General features: G+C 43.3%; 17 protein-coding genes, 1 rRNA gene and 1 pseudogene. 7 read left to right on the forward strand and 12 right to left on the reverse strand.

What is annotated here, in order from left to right; genetic code table 11:
* Window positions 1-123: 123 nt before the first annotated feature.
* Together AC1U9Z_RS15550 and AC1U9Z_RS15555 are read right to left on the reverse strand one after the other, a co-directional pair.
* A complete protein-coding gene (locus AC1U9Z_RS15550) occupies window positions 124-546 on the reverse strand; it encodes a universal stress protein (protein ID WP_479958265.1) in 423 nt (140 codons plus the stop codon).
* Window positions 547-651: 105 nt separating this feature from the next.
* Window positions 652-1,317 (reverse strand): NAD(P)/FAD-dependent oxidoreductase, encoded by a 666-nt coding sequence (locus tag AC1U9Z_RS15555; RefSeq protein WP_479958266.1) that lies wholly within the window; start codon window positions 1,315-1,317, stop codon window positions 652-654.
* A 155-nt stretch (window positions 1,318-1,472) separates the two neighbouring features.
* On the opposite strand from AC1U9Z_RS15555, the gene AC1U9Z_RS15560 reads away from it, so the two are divergent.
* Window positions 1,473-2,762: an amino acid permease gene (locus AC1U9Z_RS15560; RefSeq protein ID WP_479958267.1), complete on the forward strand. Its 1,290-nt coding sequence runs from the start codon at window positions 1,473-1,475 to the stop codon at window positions 2,760-2,762.
* Window positions 2,763-2,859: 97 nt separating this feature from the next.
* On the opposite strand, the gene tsaA is transcribed toward AC1U9Z_RS15560, so the two are convergent.
* A complete protein-coding gene (gene tsaA, locus AC1U9Z_RS15565; protein ID WP_479958268.1) occupies window positions 2,860-3,354 on the reverse strand; it encodes a tRNA (N6-threonylcarbamoyladenosine(37)-N6)-methyltransferase TrmO in 495 nt (164 codons plus the stop codon).
* A gap of 156 nt (window positions 3,355-3,510) precedes the next feature.
* Between tsaA and AC1U9Z_RS15570 the strand changes: the two genes are divergently transcribed.
* From AC1U9Z_RS15570 to AC1U9Z_RS15585, 4 genes are all read left to right on the forward strand, one after another.
* Window positions 3,511-4,290, forward strand: coding sequence for a hypothetical protein (locus tag AC1U9Z_RS15570; RefSeq protein WP_479958269.1), 780 nt, complete (start codon window positions 3,511-3,513; stop codon window positions 4,288-4,290).
* A 3-nt stretch (window positions 4,291-4,293) separates the two neighbouring features.
* Window positions 4,294-4,659 (forward strand): GntR family transcriptional regulator, encoded by a 366-nt coding sequence (locus AC1U9Z_RS15575; RefSeq protein WP_479958270.1) that lies wholly within the window; start codon window positions 4,294-4,296, stop codon window positions 4,657-4,659.
* Between the two features lie 13 nt (window positions 4,660-4,672).
* Entirely contained in the window at window positions 4,673-5,371 is a 699-nt protein-coding gene (locus AC1U9Z_RS15580) for an ABC transporter ATP-binding protein (RefSeq protein WP_479958271.1), read from the forward strand.
* 259 nt (window positions 5,372-5,630) lie between these two features.
* Window positions 5,631-6,098 carry a hypothetical protein gene (locus tag AC1U9Z_RS15585; protein WP_479958272.1) on the forward strand — a complete coding sequence of 156 codons (468 nt, stop codon included), beginning with the start codon at window positions 5,631-5,633 and terminating at the stop codon, window positions 6,096-6,098.
* A 275-nt stretch (window positions 6,099-6,373) separates the two neighbouring features.
* On the opposite strand, the gene AC1U9Z_RS15590 is transcribed toward AC1U9Z_RS15585, so the two are convergent.
* The 3 genes from AC1U9Z_RS15590 to AC1U9Z_RS15600 all read right to left on the reverse strand — a co-directional run bounded on the left by AC1U9Z_RS15590 (window position 6,374) and on the right by AC1U9Z_RS15600 (window position 8,970).
* Entirely contained in the window at window positions 6,374-7,153 is a 780-nt protein-coding gene (locus AC1U9Z_RS15590; protein WP_479958273.1) for an ABC transporter ATP-binding protein, read from the reverse strand.
* Window positions 7,150-7,758 carry an ABC transporter permease gene (locus AC1U9Z_RS15595; RefSeq protein WP_333532520.1) on the reverse strand — a complete coding sequence of 203 codons (609 nt, stop codon included), beginning with the start codon at window positions 7,756-7,758 and terminating at the stop codon, window positions 7,150-7,152. Before AC1U9Z_RS15595 ends, AC1U9Z_RS15590 begins: the two co-directional genes overlap by 4 nt.
* 186 nt (window positions 7,759-7,944) lie before the next feature.
* Window positions 7,945-8,970: an ABC transporter substrate-binding protein gene (locus AC1U9Z_RS15600; RefSeq protein WP_333532521.1), complete on the reverse strand. Its 1,026-nt coding sequence runs from the start codon at window positions 8,968-8,970 to the stop codon at window positions 7,945-7,947.
* A gap of 224 nt (window positions 8,971-9,194) precedes the next feature.
* On the opposite strand from AC1U9Z_RS15600, the gene AC1U9Z_RS15605 reads away from it, so the two are divergent.
* Window positions 9,195-10,037: a DMT family transporter gene (locus AC1U9Z_RS15605; RefSeq protein WP_333532522.1), complete on the forward strand. Its 843-nt coding sequence runs from the start codon at window positions 9,195-9,197 to the stop codon at window positions 10,035-10,037.
* Window positions 10,038-10,121: 84 nt separating this feature from the next.
* On the opposite strand, the pseudogene AC1U9Z_RS15610 reads toward AC1U9Z_RS15605, so the two are convergent.
* A pseudogene (locus AC1U9Z_RS15610) lies at window positions 10,122-10,430 on the reverse strand (transposase); the annotation flags it as partial.
* A gap of 128 nt (window positions 10,431-10,558) precedes the next feature.
* On the opposite strand from AC1U9Z_RS15610, the gene AC1U9Z_RS15615 reads away from it, so the two are divergent.
* The gene (locus tag AC1U9Z_RS15615; RefSeq protein WP_479958274.1) at window positions 10,559-10,759 is read left to right on the forward strand and encodes a hypothetical protein; all 201 of its coding nucleotides are present in this window, start codon (window positions 10,559-10,561) and stop codon (window positions 10,757-10,759) included.
* Window positions 10,760-11,011: 252 nt separating this feature from the next.
* Here AC1U9Z_RS15615 and mscL read toward each other — a convergent pair whose 3' ends face one another.
* The 5 genes from mscL to rrf all read right to left on the reverse strand — a co-directional run bounded on the left by mscL (window position 11,012) and on the right by rrf (window position 16,465).
* Window positions 11,012-11,410 (reverse strand): large-conductance mechanosensitive channel protein MscL, encoded by a 399-nt coding sequence (mscL, locus tag AC1U9Z_RS15620; RefSeq protein WP_479958275.1) that lies wholly within the window; start codon window positions 11,408-11,410, stop codon window positions 11,012-11,014.
* A 542-nt stretch (window positions 11,411-11,952) separates the two neighbouring features.
* On the reverse strand, window positions 11,953-13,731 hold the full coding sequence (locus AC1U9Z_RS15625; protein WP_333532531.1) for an NADH-dependent [FeFe] hydrogenase, group A6: 1,779 nt from the start codon (window positions 13,729-13,731) through the stop codon (window positions 11,953-11,955).
* A gap of 16 nt (window positions 13,732-13,747) precedes the next feature.
* Window positions 13,748-15,475 carry an NADH-ubiquinone oxidoreductase-F iron-sulfur binding region domain-containing protein gene (locus AC1U9Z_RS15630; protein WP_479958276.1) on the reverse strand — a complete coding sequence of 576 codons (1,728 nt, stop codon included), beginning with the start codon at window positions 15,473-15,475 and terminating at the stop codon, window positions 13,748-13,750.
* Window positions 15,466-15,999, reverse strand: coding sequence for an NADH-quinone oxidoreductase subunit NuoE family protein (locus AC1U9Z_RS15635; protein ID WP_333532526.1), 534 nt, complete (start codon window positions 15,997-15,999; stop codon window positions 15,466-15,468). The genes AC1U9Z_RS15630 and AC1U9Z_RS15635 overlap by 10 nt, the downstream gene beginning before the upstream one ends.
* A 349-nt stretch (window positions 16,000-16,348) precedes the next feature.
* Window positions 16,349-16,465, reverse strand: a 5S ribosomal RNA gene (rrf, locus tag AC1U9Z_RS15640).
* Window positions 16,466-16,467 lie beyond the last annotated feature (2 nt).

Below are 16,467 nucleotides of genomic sequence, written 5' to 3' on the forward strand. Positions count from 1 at the left end.
TGTATACACTTTATAGACGCCCGAAGTAGCTTAAAAAGTTTTAGACCTAGATAATAATTTTAAAAAAACCACCCCTCTGTCGGGACTGACAGGGGGTGGTTTTTGATTCTATTCTTAATTAAATTACTTCACCAATGTTACAGGTACCTCTACATTGGCCACAATCTTAGCACTAACACTGCCAAGAACCCAGCCAGTTAGCGGGGATAGTCCCCTTCTGCCCATGATAATCTTATCAAAGCCACCTTCATTGGCTTTGCTGATAATTACTTCTGCGGGATCACCTGTTTCCATAAGGGTATTTACGTTAATCCCTTCTTGTTCAAATAAAGCCTTCGCCTTTTCCATACTTCCTCTAAAATAATCTTTGCAAGCATTAATAGCTTCCATGGGATTGGCCAGATAATCCCGGGCAAAGGGTGCATCATTGCAAGCCACGGTTAAAATTGTGATATCCGATGAACGATGGCTTTTACCAATTTTTAAGGCGTAACGAACTGCATTCTGGGATGCTTCCGAACCATCAAAGGGTATTAATATTTTCATTTTATGCCCTCCCTTTTCTTTAATATCTTAAGACATGCCCAAGGTGTTATCTATAATTTATTTGATAGTTAATAAATTAGCAAGAAATTTGTAGGAAAAATGAAACTATTCCCCTAGGACAGCCTGCTTAAATTCTTCAATGCCTATTCTCTGAATAAATCTAGCTGTCCTCTCCATGTTTTTAGCATTTTCTTTATAATAATTGAGACACTTCTGGGCCAGTTCAACAACCTGGTCATCGGTCAAACCTTCTGCCAATACATCCCCAATACGGGGTCTACCTCCGGAATTACCCCCAAATATAAAGGTCCAACCGTTTCTCCTGCCAAAGACCCCAATATCCCTGACATAACCTTCACCACAGTTAAAGGGACAACCCGATACGCCAATTTTGGTTTTTGCCGGCAGCTCCAGGCCTACAAATAGTTTTTCTAGTCGAAGGCCAAGATTCAGTGAATCAAGAACACCATATTTACAGACCGTGTTACCGGGACATGCTTGTACATAATGTACGCACTTTCCCACTGCGGGACCTATTCCTATCTCTAAATCCTGCCATATCTCATCAACTACCTCGGGTTTCATGCCCACCAAGGCCATTCTTTGGGCAGAGGTAAGCTTGATAATGGGAATATCGTATTTTCGAGCCACCCCTGCAACCTTCTCTAAAAAATCAGGTGTGACTAAGCCCACCGGGGTACGCGGTACGATGGCATAGGTTTCTTTGTCTCTTTGAATAAAAGCTCCTTTGGGTGTATTCTGTTCTGCCATTTATGGAAACCTCCTAACAATTGTTAATAGGTGTTATTCGCGACAATTATTATTAATCCTTTTCTCCTTAACTAACGGATACTGAAATCTTTCTCCCAAAGGCATATTAATCTGATACTATTAAATAGAACACACATTGACGGGAGCGATACTAGATGGAGAACCCTACTGGACTGAAAAGCACCATTGGCTTACCCCAGGCAATAGCCTTGTATATCGGAGCGGTACTTGGCTCTGGTATACTGATTGTGCCTGGACTGGCGGCAGAGATTGCTGGTCCGGCATCCCTGCTGGCATGGGGGCTTATGATTTTACTCATATTACCACTGGCACTGACCATGGGATTACTATCGGCAAAATTTCCGAACGCTGGCGGTGTATCCCATTTTGTCACCCTGGCCTTTGGTACCAGGGCAGGAACCCTGGTTGGTTGGTTTTTTCTTATGTCTGTACTGGTTGGTGCTCCGGTTGCTGCATTAACAGGTGCTGGCTATATGACAACTGCCATGGGATGGAGTGAAGGTGCCAGAGTTTTACTGGCTGCTGGTATGCTTGCAGTTGGTCTATTGACCAACCTTATGGGTATGAGGTTAGCTGGTCGGGTACAAATTTTTGTTGTATTTGCCATTGTTGCTGTACTTGTACTGGCAATCACCGGGTCCGTGCCAAATATCGAGTCCGTCAATTTTACCCCTTTTATGCCCCATGGCTGGGTAAGTGTTGGACAAGCAGCGGCTATACTGTTCTGGTGCTTTGTCGGTTGGGAAGCAGTTTCTCACTTGTCTGAAGAATTTATCGACCCCCAAAGGGCAGCTATCAAGGGTGTAACCGTTGCCGCTATTATTGTAGGGGTGTTGTATTTTCTCACCGCCCTTGCTACGGTTGGCACACACAGTTACCATGCGGCTGGTTCCGATGCTTCCTTAGTATTAGTGATCAATAAGCTACTGGGGCCCTGGGGTGCTGTGGTGGCAGGACTAACCGGTGTATTCATCTGTACTGCTACAATTATTGCCTACACCGGAGCAACTTCTCGTCTTGCCTATGCCTTAGCCCGCCAGGGGGAAGCCCCCCGTTGGCTTGGCGTCTTATCTAAACAATATGGTACACCCATTGGTGGGATTGGCTTTCTTGCCCTATGCTTTCTGGCTGTGCTATCCCTATACGCCAGTGGGATGATTTCTTTGAAAACCCTAATTCAGTTTCCTAATGCAACTTTCATTCTGACATATCTAGGAGGTTGTCTGGCAGGAATCAGACTTTTAAAGGGAAACACCTGGGGAGTGGGTATTAGCTGGACATCTTTTCTTTTAACTGCTGTTATTTTTCCCTTTGCCGGGTGGGCCATCTTATTTCCGTTGTTTATTTTTGCTGTTTTCTGGGTCACCCGATTGGTCAGGGCTAAGAAAAGATGTGGCTGCGTTACATCCGGCAGCACCCATTGAAATGATTGTACGAAATATCAAAGGAATGTTTTTAATAAAAGGGCTCGTCGGCTCAATAGCCGGCGGGCCCTTTTTAGATCTTTATAGCTTCTGTTTATTACTTTGATAAGTCAGGGGAAAACCTATTGTCGGCATAATGACGATCTTTTTTATCTATATTTCCCTCCATCCAACCTATGCGGCAGTTTTCTCGATTATCAAAGACCGGGCAAAAAGGTTTAATATCCAAAAGAGGCGTTCCATCTAAGATATCAACATCACTAATATAAATCGTGTTTTTTTCAATTCGATCTAACTGAACGATTGATAATCCTATTTGATTAACCCTCCTGGGTGCCCTTGTGGCAAACAATCCCCGGTCCGTATTATCCAAGAAGGGCTTAACCTGTAAGGACCAACCCTCTGATAAATGAAAATGATATATCAGATATATGTGTGAGAAACCAGCTAAATCTTTTAATCCCGGTTCATACTCCGGACTTAGTTCTATGTAACCCTTTGATTTCCCAGCAAAAGCCGCTTGAATTGGTGTTCCTTTAGGGTTTTTATTGTCACTAAAAATTATTCCTATGGGTTTGTATAAAAATTCCATCATAAACACCTTCTTTATAAAAAACCTACTTTTTCTTTTAGTATACTATACTAGCATTCATCTACAAAAGTATTTTATTAAAACCTTGACAGCCCTATAGCATTGGTGTACTATTTATCTATAACACTAGAACATTGATACAGGGAGGAAATAGCAATGAGCGGTTGGTTAAATCTGCTTAAAAAAGAATACCGCATGACTAAAACATCTGCCTTTGTCTTGTTAGGTATGCTTATTATCGCAGGGTTGTGGGGAGTGTATTCAAATCGGGAACACTGGGGAATTATTTTTGCACCGGCATCACTGCTACTAATTTTTGCTGTATTTTACCCAGCCTTCTATATGCTAAAAAGTGTTCACAGTGAGTTAAAGCATACACCCCACCTTTGGCTCCATTGTCCCCAGCCCGCCTGGAAACTGTTATCAGCCAAATTAACAACTGCCGTAGCTGTAATGCTAGCTATCCTGGCGGTGGGTGCTGTCTTCGTTTATATTACGATATTAAATACCCATGAGCGGATCGGTATACCCGCAGGAGATTTAGCACTTCTTGCAACTGAAGTTGGTGCTTACCTAACTGTTATTGTAGTTGGAGCTAGTATCTATATGGCCGTCTGGGGTTCCCTGATAGCTATTGCAATTGCCAGCACCCGCAATGTACTAGGCCGCTATAACTGGTTAGCGGGAATTGGCACCTTCTTTGTAGCTACCTGGGGTATGGATGCACTGTATGAGTCATGGGTCTATCAAACACTTACCCAATGGGGCAGCTTAAAGATAAACATACTTTCATTAAGTAAGGTTTTGCCATCTACGGTAAATAATCACTTTGAAGGTATCAATGTTTATGCAGGTGAGATGCTTGGCATCCTTTTGGTAACTGTTATTGTATTTGCCCTCTCAGCCTGGCTGATTGACAACAAAGTTGAGGTGTAATCGATGGGTCAAGAATTTAATACCAACCAACCTATTTATCTACAGATTGTCCAACGCCTTTGTCGTCAGATTATCAGGGGTGAACTTGGGGCTGGTGATAAGCTGCCCTCGGTGCGGGAGTTAGCAGTACAAATGGGAGTAAACCCTAATACTGTGCAAAGGGTCTATAGTGAAATGGAAAAATTAAGGGTAGCTGAAACCAGGCGTGGTCTGGGTACCTTCATCACTGAAAAGGATGAACGACTTTGGCAACTCAGGGATGAATTGATGACGGAGCAAATCAATGGCTTTGTTGACGATATGAAAGAGATGGGCTTCACTGCCTCTGAGATCATCGACGGTGTCAGAAAAAATCTGGAAAATGTATAGGAGAGGTGTCTATATGCCTGAATGCATCGTTGAATTTAACAGTGTTAGCAAAAAATATGTTAGGCAAGTGGCTTTAGATAATGTTAGCCTTCAGTTTCCCCAAGGCAAGATCATTGGTCTGGTTGGACCTAATGGCAGCGGTAAATCAACTATCTTAAAATTGACCGCCGGGCTAGTCAGACCCAGCCGTGGTACCGTAAAGGTAAATGGTCAAGCGGCTCACCGTATGCTGGCCTCAGAAGTATCCTATCTCTCTGAATTAGATACCCTTTACCCCTTTTATACCACTTCGGAAACCATTGATTTTTATGCCGGGCAATTTGGAGATTTTGATAGGACAAAGGCCCAGGAACTGTTAACCTTTATGCAACTGGACCCTGGTAAAAAGGTAAAAGATTTATCCAAGGGAAATCGAGGGAGGTTAAAAATCCTCTTGTCACTGGCCAGAAGAGTTCCTCTTATTCTAATGGATGAACCCCTTTCAGGCCTGGACCCCTTGGTGCGGGATTCCATTATTCGGTCCTTAATATCCTATCTGGATTTGGAACAGCAAACCGTGATTATTACTACCCACGAAGTAACCGAAGTGGAGCCCATTCTGGACACTGTCGTGGCGGTTCAAAACGGCCAGATACGAGGCATTGCAGAGGTTGAAGATATTCGAATTAACCATGGCCAAAGCCTGGTGGAATGGATGAAAGAGATATATTAATTGGCCATGACCATCCATCACAAATCACGGATGAAAAAACAACGGGTCATGGACTTAAGGCCCCTGGCACAAGGCACTGCCCGCGGCTATCTTTAGCTACTATCTTGGTGACAAGAGGACACAGACTAATAAAAATGTTACCCCAAGTGTACGATTAACAGCCTTATGCTATAATGACAAATAAACATTGAAAGGTTAATTTTTTATTCTGGTAAAGTAAACTCTTACCATAAACTTTAACTATAAGGAGCGATTCATTTTGCAGGCAAGGGATTTTTGGGACATTATCAACAGAGACGACAAACCTTTTGTAGCTTTTACCGAAAAGCAACCCACTCTAACTTTTACGCAAGACATCCGGGAATACTCCACAGGACTTGAAACAGGTATGATGGCAAATCTAACACATGTGGCTGAAAAGCAAGACATGCTTCATATAGTTTGCGATTTGACCAACTTTGAGACATATAACAAAACCTTTGAACAACCAGTATATGAAGGAGAGCAGGGTAAGTTTGTTAGGTGGAGTGAGTCATTCTTCTACCCCGAGAACAAAATTGTGGAGTTTTTTATCGAAGCTAAAAATGAACTCCCCTTTGAAGTTAGCCAAGGCAATGAATTATATAAAGAATATGTAGAGAGTAATTCTGACCTTAATTATGTAAAGTGGCTAGAATCAGAAATCTTAAAACTAAGGTCTTCGGCTAAACATACTGAAAAGGAATGATTTGACAAAAATCAGACATCTAAACTATAGCGTAATTATGAACCAGGCCGAGGAAAATGCACTCTCATTAATAATGTAGAATAAAAGAAAAGGCCAGTAAGTTTATTGTCAGGGAACTGAAAAGTCATGGAGTTGAGGGCATTGTCCCTCCCACGGGGATATTTTATATGCCCATATATCTACATTCTTTTAAATATAAATCACGGGTGACCTAACCAAAATCAAAAAAGCTATCCACTTCTTGCTGAAGTGATAGCTTTTCTTACTTGCTATAACTATTTTTCATTGGCTGCTGTTTGGCTTTCTTCCCACAGCATCTCCATAATTTCTTTCTTAATTGCTGAGAACTCTGGGGAAACAGTGGCCCGATGATCCCGTGGTCTGGGGATAGGTACCTGAATCTGGGTCCTAATTCGCCCGGGTCGGCGGGACATAACATAAACATTCTCGGCAAGCAGCACCGCTTCATCAATATCGTGGGTGATAAATAATATGGTGGTACGCTCCTGTTCCCAAACCCTAAGCAACAATTCCTGCATAACCAGTCTGGTCTGGGCATCCAGGGCACCAAAGGGTTCGTCCATCAGCAACATTTCCGGTTTATTGGCTAACGCCCTGGCAATGGCCACCCGTTGTTTCATGCCACCGGACAGTTCTTTGGGAAGTGCACTGGCAAAACCGCCAAGACCCACTAAATCGATATAATGTCGGGCTATTTCCTGCCGCTCCTTGGGGTTTACCCCCTTGATCTTCAGTCCAAATTCCACATTTTGCTGCACAGTTAACCAGGGAAACAAGGTGTAAGATTGGAACACCATCCCCCGGTCGGCACCGGGTCCTTCAATGCTTTTGCCGTTCATGGCAATAACACCGCGGCTGGCTTGTTCCAAACCTGCCACAATATTTAATAAAGTAGACTTGCCGCAACCACTGGGTCCCACAATTACCGCCAGTTCATTTTCGGCAATCTTTAGATTGATATCCGACAGGGCCTCTACAACGCTGCCCCCAGTATCAAAGGTCTTCCCCACCTGCTCAACAATGAGCTTACTCATGCTTTACCACCTGCTTTCTCACTCCAGGGTACCACAACTTTGGTTAACCACTTGAAGAAAAGGTCGGTGGCCAAGCCCAACAGACCGATAATCAGCAATCCTGCAAACATACGATCCGTGGCCAAAAACCGTTGGGATTTTAATATCATATGACCAAGACCGGAGTTTGCCGCCACCAGCTCCGCCACCACCAGATAGGTCCAAGCCCAGCCTATGGTGATCCGCAAGCTGTCCATAATTCCGGGCAGTGAGGCTGGCATGAGAACAAGCCGATAAATCTGCCATCGATTGGCACCGAGAGTAGAGGCCGCTCTAAGTAAGTCCCGCTGTACATTGGCTACAACATCACTAACCATCAGTACCAGTTGAAAAAAGGTGCCAAGAAATATCACTATAAATTTTTGCAAATCGCCGATACCAAAATACAACAACGTTAAAGGCACCATCGCCACCACCGGCAAGTAGCGGGCAAATTCAATTAACGGGGTTAGCAGGGCCTCTGCCTTCTTTGAACTGGCCACTAGCAGCCCTAGGGGAACCGCTACTACCACGGCCATAAGCCATCCCACTACAACCCGGTAGGTACTGTCAAAGGTATAGCTCAACAAGATTCCTTCTTGATACATTTCCACAACAGCCTGTAATACTGATCCTGGAGGAGGTAAAAAGAGTTCTTTTACAAACCCGCTGTAACTGAGGACAAACCATAAAAGGAAAAGAAAGGTAAACGATGACAGAGTTAAGATACCATAACCCTTTCTATACACTTTAGATTTGCGTTCTTTATGCATTTACTTAGCAGCCTCGTTTACGTAAGTGTTATCGATTAATTGATCAAGATTTATTTGTTCAGTAATAATGCCTTTTTGTTGCCAAAACTTACCTGCCCGTTCAGCCAGTTGGTAAACGGTGTTATCACTCTCTTTGTTAAAGAAAGCAAGATTTTCCTCTTTGCCAAAGAAGGCTACACCTTTAGCCATATCGGCAATCTCTTCTTTCTTTAGGCCCAAGGCTTTGGCCATAATTTCGTTGCCTTCATCGGGATTCTGACGATAAAATTCAATGGCTTCAAACCAAGCCTTGGTTAGTCCAACTGCCGCCGCTGGATTCTCCTTCAAGAAATCCTGACGCATGGTAATAACATCAACGATGGTATGGGGATATTCCTTACTGTTTACCAACACATGTCCGCCTTCCCGCTGGGACGAGTTCGTTAACCAAGGTTCCCAGGAAATAGCCGCATCCAGTTTACCGGCCACAAAGGCTGCCCCGGCATCCCCGGCAGACATTTCTTGGATGGTCACATCCGCTTCTTTCAGGCCATTTTTCTCTAATACCGATAAGAAAAAGAAATAAGAGGTACTGGACTTATCCAAACCAATGGTGGCACCCTTCAGGTCTGCCACTGTGGTAATTTCTTTCTTGGCTATGATGCCATCCCCGCCCGCAGACTCGTCCATTGCTAGAATAAAGGTTTCTTCCGTACCTTTGGCAAAGTGAATAACTTCTCTATCAACAACATTACCTAGTGCTTGAATTTGTCCAGAAGCCAATGCCCCGGCATACTGGGATTCATCTTCAATTACTACCAATTCTGGATGAATGCCATACTTATCAAAAAATCCCTTTTCTTTAGCTATATATAAAGGGCCGTAACCCACCCAAGTGGCGTGGGCCAATTTAAACGACACTGGTTTGCTTTCTGATGCTTTGTTAGCACCCTCCTTACTTTCTTCCTTTTGGCCACCGCCGCAACCGGTTAATGCTACCGTTAATATCATTAGCAAGGTAACCAATAACGCAAAAGATTTTTTCACAATACCCGCCCCTTCCCAAATTATGACATTATTTTTAATTATACATAACTAATTCTACGTTAATAGTTCATTACCTGCTTATGTTAATGCTTTAATTTGTTAAATCGTTAGGGCGTAGCAATTTTTATAAATGGTCCCGCCTTTACTCTATATACTTGGATAATGTGATAAGGTATTATAAGTTATGGAAAAGTAAATAAATTTTGAAACTATTGGAGCATACAATGTGGTTTCTATATGCAATCTTAACCCTTTTGTGTTGGGGATTCTTTAATTTTTCCCTAAAAGTCTTTGCCGATAAAGAAAAATCACCCTATGTCAACATGGCCTCAATTTATCTGGTTGCCGGTAGTTTTATGTGTATCTACCTGCTTATTCGGAAAGAAACCTTTCAGCTTAGCCCCGAATTATTGCTATTCGGGATCTTTCTTGGTCTCTGTTCTGCTACGGGAAACTATTGCTTTACCAAAGCCTTTGAAACAGGAATTAGCAGCATTATTGCACCCGTTGTATCCAGTAACAGCATTATTGTCATTTTACTGGCTCTGCTCTTTTTAGGGGAGAGGGTAAATGTATTGCAAGGTATAGCCATATTGATGGCTTTTACCAGCATCCTGCTGCTCAACTATTCCCGCCAAAAAAATGAGTCAACTGAAGCAAGCTGGATGATTTATATGGCCTGGACCTTTCTAGCCTTTGGCGGCGTCAACACCATCATGAAACTTACTGTTTATTTTAATGAACCGCCCAATGTCGTATTAGCCATTGGATTTACCCTGGCCTTCTTCCTCTACCTAATTCTATGTGTCCGTAAAGAAGAACCACTTAAAGCAATCCTTTATAATAAAATTAATCTATTTGCCATCTTAAACCCTATTGGCATGATTCTTTATGGTTTAGCACTAAGAGATGGGTGGGCCAGTTTAGTCTGTCCCATCACCAGTTGTAACAGCATCATTACGGTAATCTTCGGTTTAACCATGTATAAAGAAAAATTAAATAACTATCAGTTATTTGCTATCGTGGGTGTATTTACATCGATAATTTTGTTAGGCCTGGAAGCGTGATTCGCAATAGCATCACTTACAAAATAACATTGCGGATTTTATGTTACAATTAATTAGGGCTTGCTGAACCAAACCTAATTTAAGTTAAAACACCATAATGTTTAGTTCACCAAAAGTCGGATTACACCGAAATAGCTGTTGCAGAACAAAGGACAAAAGGGTACGGAGCCGGTGCTCCAAGTTCATCACCAGGAACGGCAGACAGATCACGCTTTCGGCTGTCTCTTTCAGGCGTGCCATAATAGGCGCCAAGCCATAGCGTCGTTTACCTTCGCCGAATTTACCTTCAACAGCGTTACGTTCGCTGGCATCTTGCCGTTCTAAGCGTTTCAGCATATTCTGTTTCACTTTATTAACCAGTGGTCTTCCTAGCCATGGCCCACTGAGCCGTATGTTATATCTATAGGTATTAAAAAACTAGTATATCCTCTTAAGAAAAGATGAAATATGGGATATACTAGGGACAGATTTTTGCAGTATTGGATTTTACCATTAGCTTTTTCGAATGAGGGGTGATTTTAGTGTCTTCAACTAGGCATCAACAACCAAAATCTAAATTTCAGATTACAAAACAGTATATTAAAAAGGAGATAGATGAATACGGAGTAGAGTGGACCGATCTTATTGCAGAATATAGTGTAACTTTAAACCCTAAAAAATCGGTAAATAAATCATCTGAGGCAGTTACATTAGAAGAAAACCAAAAAACAGGTAGCTTATAAGCTAAGGTATATCACTAAATGATTTATTTAATATCTCCGACCTTCTTCTTGGTTAAGAACTCGATCGATTAGTACTGGTCAGCTGAAAACATTGCTGCTCTTGCACTCCAGGCCTATCTACTATGTAGTCCGCATGGGAGCTTATTTACATCGATAATTTTGTTAGGCCTGGAGGCGTAATTTGGACTGGCTAATGTTTCTTTAAAAGGGAAGTGCCTTAGTCAAGTCAATGACTAAAGCACTTCCTTTGTTTTATTTGGTTTTAAGTAAATCACGAATTTCTGTAAGCAATTGAATATCTGCCGGTGGTTCTGCTGGTGCAACAGGTGCTTCTGCCACAGGTTTCGTCTTGAATCTTTCTATCAAACGAATCATCAAAAATATCGCAAAGGCTACAATTAAAAAGTCCACTATATTCTGAATAAACTGTCCGTAATAAATAGCAATCTCAGGTGTATCCCCTTGTTGTTCCTCGATGACATATTTTAAATGCTTAAAATTCACCTTGCCAACGATTATACCAATAAGCGGCATTAAAACATCGTTTACCAATGAACTAACTATTTTACCAAAAGCACCGCCAATAATCACCGCAACTGCAAGATCTAAGACGTTTCCACGCATAATAAATTTTTTAAAATCTTCCAACATATTTAAATCACCACCCCGCTCTAAATATAATTGAAATTTAATCATATTTTATATTCTATAACTTTTCTTTTCACTTTACTATTTATTTTTCTTTACCTTAACAACACCCGCAAGGTTACATCCTTATGTGTGGGCACCAAACCTACAAAAAGCATAAAAAAGCACCGGATGTCGAATAACTCATATGTTGAATTACCATAACATGATAGCAATTCAACAAATCATTCATTCAACACCCGGCACCAATATAACATTCAATCGGGTAGGAGGCCCCCCATTACCTCTCAGGATATGTGTAAGGCGGATTTGCCTGCCTTACTCCCTACGGGCTTGGACCAGCTTTTCCAGCCGCTGGCTTAACTTACCCTTCCACGTCACTCCATCACTTAGAAACGGTATCTGATGGTATCGGGACTAGAAACGGGGACGGTTTTCTTGTCCTGAGACAAGAGAAGAACGAAATCGCTCCGCGATGGCTTTAGAAATAACCACCCCCGCGCATTGTGCCGGCGGGGGCATTCCATAATTAATTGGTAGTGGGCCTAAATTCTTTCTCTCTCTTCAAAATGAGTATGGAGCAGTTCGTGGGCCCTTTGGCCAAAGGGCTCTCCCAGATAATTCTTATAAAGCTCAAGAATCTCTTTATTCTCGTGGGATTTTCTTACTTTTTTCCTCCGATCCTCTTCAAATATGGCCTCCCTGCGTTTCTTAACAATTTCATCGTTACCATGGTGGTAGGGTTGTCCGCCGCCAGCAATACAACCGCCGGGGCAGGCCATAATTTCAATGGCATGGTAATCGGCTCTGCCATCCCTAATATCCTCCAAAATATGCCGTGCATTGCCCAAACCGCTGGCAATGCCGATTTTAAGTTCCTGATCACCTATTTTTACAGTGGCTCTGCGAACCCCATCCATGCCCCTAAGTTCCTCAAACTCGATCCTTTCCAAGGGTTCACCTGTCATCCATTCAGAGGCGGTTCGAAGGGCAGCTTCGATAACGCCCCCAGCAGTACCAAATATTACAGATGCGCCGGTGGTTTCCCCCAATGGACTGTCAAAATCACTATCCGGCAGCCGGTCAAATTCAATGCCTGCTTCCCTAATCATCGCACCCAGTTCACGGGTTGTAATAACAATATCTACATTATTATGTGCATCCTTGGTAAGTTCCGGCCTTTTTGCCTCTGCCTTTTTGGCAATACAGGGCATGACCGAAACCACCACAATATTATCCGGATCTAGGCCATTTTTTTCGGCATAGTAGGTTTTAACAATGGTACCGAGCATAATGTGTGGTGATTTGCAGGTAGAAGGAACATTGATCAACTCCGGAAATTGGTGCTCAATAAACTTAACCCAAGCCGGACAGCAATTGGTGAGGATTGGTAGTGTTTTATTGTTTTTTAGGCGATAAATAAGCTCCGAGGCTTCTTCCATGATGGTAAGGTCTGCGCCAAAATTGGTGTCAAATACCGCATCAAATTTCATCCGTTTGAGGGCAGAGACCATTTTACCAGTAACAATGGTTCCCGGTTCCATGCCAAAAAGTTCTCCTAGGGTTACACGGATTGCCGGAGCAGTTTGGACGATCACATACTTATCAGGATCATTGATGGCTTCCCAAACCTTGTCCGTATGATACACCTCGGTAAGGGCTGCTGTAGGACAAACCTGTACGCATTGGCCGCAGTAGGTGCAGGAAGACTCCACCATGGGGATGTTGGCAAAGGGTCCCACAAAGGTATTAAAACCACGTCCGATGCCAGAAAGAATGCCACAGGTCTGCACCTCATTGCAGGCAGTCTCGCAGCGCCGGCAAAAAATACATTTGTTAGCGTCCTTCACGATAGCATCACTGGACATATCCTTGGGATAGTCCATCCTTTCACCTTCCCAACGGATCTCCCTTATATTGAGTTCCTCTGCCAGGGCTTGTAGTTCACACTCCAGGTTTTTGGGGCAGGTAAAGCATTCATTGGGATGATTTGATAAGAGCAGTTCCACTGCCATCCTTCTGGCTGTGATCGCCCTGATCGTATCGGTCCGTACCACCATTCCCTCCTCAGCTTTGGTAACGCAGGAGGGTACCAGCTTATTTCGGTTGTTTTTGGCATCTACCAGTTCCACCATACATACTCTACAGGAAGCTGTTTTATTGTATAATTGAAAATCGTGCAAGTCCAAATGACACAGAGTGGGGATTTTGACCCCTGCTTCATGGGCTGCCTCTAGGACAGTTATTCCTTCAGGGACAGTCAATTCCTGGTCATTGATCAGGATATGTATGTTTTTTCTATCTTCATGATGATTACCCGAAATTTTGGACACCTCCCCTTTACGATTTTAAGCCAATTTTGTTTTTCGGGACATACTTCCCCTCACCCTGTGGATGGTCTATATCCTGGACAAAGGCCAAATATTCATGCCAAAAATGTTTCATGGTACTGATCACCGGGTTGGGGGCTGATTGACAGAGTCCACACAGGGAACTATCCTTTACCATGTAGGCCAATTGCTTTAAGGCATCCAAGTCGGCCACCGTAGCCTTGCCGGAAGTTATCTTTTGCAGCATTTCAAAGAGCCTCTTGGTGCCTATGCGACCTGGCACGCACCTGCCGCAAGCCTCATCCATGGTAAACTCAAGATAGAACTTAGCGATGTTGACCATATTATCATCTTCGTCCATGACAATCATGCCGCCGGAACCCATCATGGAGCCTATCTCTAAAAGGTGATCATAATCAATGGGTGTATCCAGTGCCTCCTCTGTAATTACTCCACCAGAGGGGCCTCCGGTCTGCACAGCCTTAAAGCTTTTGCCATGAGGAATACCTTCCCCAATGTCAAAAATAATTTCACGGAAGGTAGTTCCCATGGGAACCTCTACCAAGCCCACATTATTTATCTTACCAGCTAGGGCAAAGACCTTGGTACCCTTACTGCTCTCCGACCCGATTGCTGCAAACCACTCTGCCCCCTTGGACATAATCGCCGGAATATTAGCAAAGGTCTCCACATTGTTTACACAGGTCGGATGTCCCCAATAACCCTCTTCAGCCGGGTAGGGCGGTTTGTAATTGGGTTCGCCCCTTTTACCTTCGCAGGAATTAATTAAAGCGGTTTCTTCCCCACAGACAAAGGCCCCAGCCCCGTATTTTAAACGAATATCAAAATCAAAGTTTGTGCCAAAAATTTCTTTACCCAACAGGCCCATTTCCCTGGCCTGCTGCATGGCTGTGTTCAAGCGGGAAATTGCCAGAGGGTATTCAGCCCGTATGTAGATAATCCCCTTAGCCGCTCCGATGGCATAGGCACCAATGGCCATGGCCTCAATTACACTGTGGGGATCCCCTTCCAGGATGCTTCGATCCATGAAAGCACCAGGATCTCCTTCATCTGCATTACAGATGATGAACTTCTCTGGAGCCTCTTGTTTCTTGGTAATCTCCCATTTCAAACCAGTGGGGAAGCCTCCGCCACCCCGCCCCCGCAGGCCGGATTTTTTTATGGTTTCAATGACTTCATCCTTGGACATTTGGGTCAGTGCTTTAGCTAAGGCTTGATAGCCATCTAAGGCTATATATTCATAAATATCCTCCGGATTGATCAAGCCGCAGTTTCTCAGGGCAATGCGAAGCTGCTTTTTATAGAAGGTCATCTCCTCCTGGGTGTGTACCTTTTCCTTCTGCTGGGGATCTTCATACAGAAGCTTCTCCACTACTTTGCCCTTGATAATATGCTCATCTACAATACTCTTTACATCCTTTAATCCTACACGGACATAAAATACATTATCCGGCTCAATTTTTACGATGGGTCCTTGTTCACAAAAGCCAAAACAGCCTGTCCGAATCACCTTAACCTGCTCTGCCATCCCCCGGGATTTTAAAAGGTTATTCAGTAAAGTTATAATTTTATCACTATCATTGGCCAGGCACCCTGTACCGCCACAGACTAAAATATTTTTCTCGGTTGCTGTATTATCCCGGTGAAGTCTGAGGGCGACTTGACCCACCGATTTTTGCTTTAGTTTAATTAACTCCTCCAGGGATTTTATCTGCATGCTATTGCTCCCTCCCGGCGATAGGCATTAATGATATAGTCAACATCCTCTACCTTAACTCTGCCGTAAACCTTGCCATCCACCATGACCACCGGCGCCAAACCGCAAGCACCGATACAGCGGACATCTTTAATCGTAAAAAGTCCGTCCTCTGTGGTCTCATTGGACTCAATACCCAGCCTTTCTTTAAAGGCTGCAATGATTTTATCTGCTCCCCGCACAAAGCAGGCAGTTCCCATACAAACACTGATCGTGTGTTTGCCACTGGGCTTTGTACTAAAGTAAGAATAAAAGCTTACTACGCCATAAACCTCCGCACCAGGTATACCCAGTTTGCGTGCAATAAAGAGCTGTACATCCCTTGGCAGATAACCGAAAATATGCTGTGCTTTGTGGAGGATTTCTATTAAAGCACCTTTGGTCGTCTCAAGACTATTTATAAAGGCTTCCAGTTCATCATATTTCTCCTGCGCAAATTCTTCTCCCAGGGAACTCATCACATCAATTTCTTGAGACTTCGTCATGAATATCACCAACTTTTCCAGTTTGTTAGAAAAACGTATTTCCTATATCGTTCCAAGGAAGTTCCGTTACAATACACACCTACTAGTCATCTCCTGCAGGCCATGCACAAAACGCAAAAAAGCCGCCACCCGAAGGTGAGGCTTTTTAAAAGAGAGGAATAACGTTTACAGGTATATGTCGATATAATAATTTTATCACATTGAATTTGTCGTTATCTATAGGAAGTAATAACCATTTATACTATACTTTTGTCCTATGACTTCTGACCCGTCATCGACCCAACGATAATGTTACAAAATTAATATAACAAAACCCTACAGTTATTGCAACTGTAGGGTTTTAAAAATACTCTGGCAACGACCTACTCTCCCAGGAGCGTGAGCTCCAAGTACCATCGGCCCTGAAGGGCTTAACTGCTGTGTTCGGGATGGGAACAGGTGTACCCCCTCCGGTATCGCCACCAGAAA

It is taken from the genome of Desulfotomaculum sp. (genome assembly GCF_982386235.1).